The sequence below is a fragment of the Pseudomonas fluorescens genome (genome assembly GCF_041354075.1).
Classification (GTDB): domain Bacteria; phylum Pseudomonadota; class Gammaproteobacteria; order Pseudomonadales; family Pseudomonadaceae; genus Aquipseudomonas; species Aquipseudomonas fluorescens_CE.
The window spans coordinates 1-302 of record NZ_JARZGC010000062.1 but is presented as its reverse complement, the minus strand read 5'-3'; the positions used below and the strand labels follow the sequence as shown (position 1 = coordinate 302).

Annotated in this window: 1 tRNA gene; it reads left to right on the top strand. The window is 49.0% G+C overall.

Annotated elements, in window-relative coordinates:
* Window positions 1–100 precede the first annotated feature (100 nt).
* Window positions 101–176, top strand: a tRNA-Ala gene (locus QIW53_RS27265).
* The last annotated feature ends 126 nt before the right edge of the window (window positions 177–302 follow it).

The window sequence follows — 302 nt, the reverse complement described above, 5'->3', positions numbered from 1 at the left end:
TAGCTCAGTTGGTTAGAGCGCACCCCTGATAAGGGTGAGGTCGGCAGTTCGAATCTGCCCAGACCCACCAATTTTGTGTGGGAAACGCCTGTAGAAATACGGGGCCATAGCTCAGCTGGGAGAGCGCCTGCCTTGCACGCAGGAGGTCAGCGGTTCGATCCCGCTTGGCTCCACCACTACTGCTTCTGAAGTAAAGCTTAGAAATGAGCATTCCATCGACGTGATGATGAATGTTGATTTCTAGTCTTTGACTAGTTCGTTCTTTAAAAATTTGGGTATGTGATAGAAAGATAGACTGAACG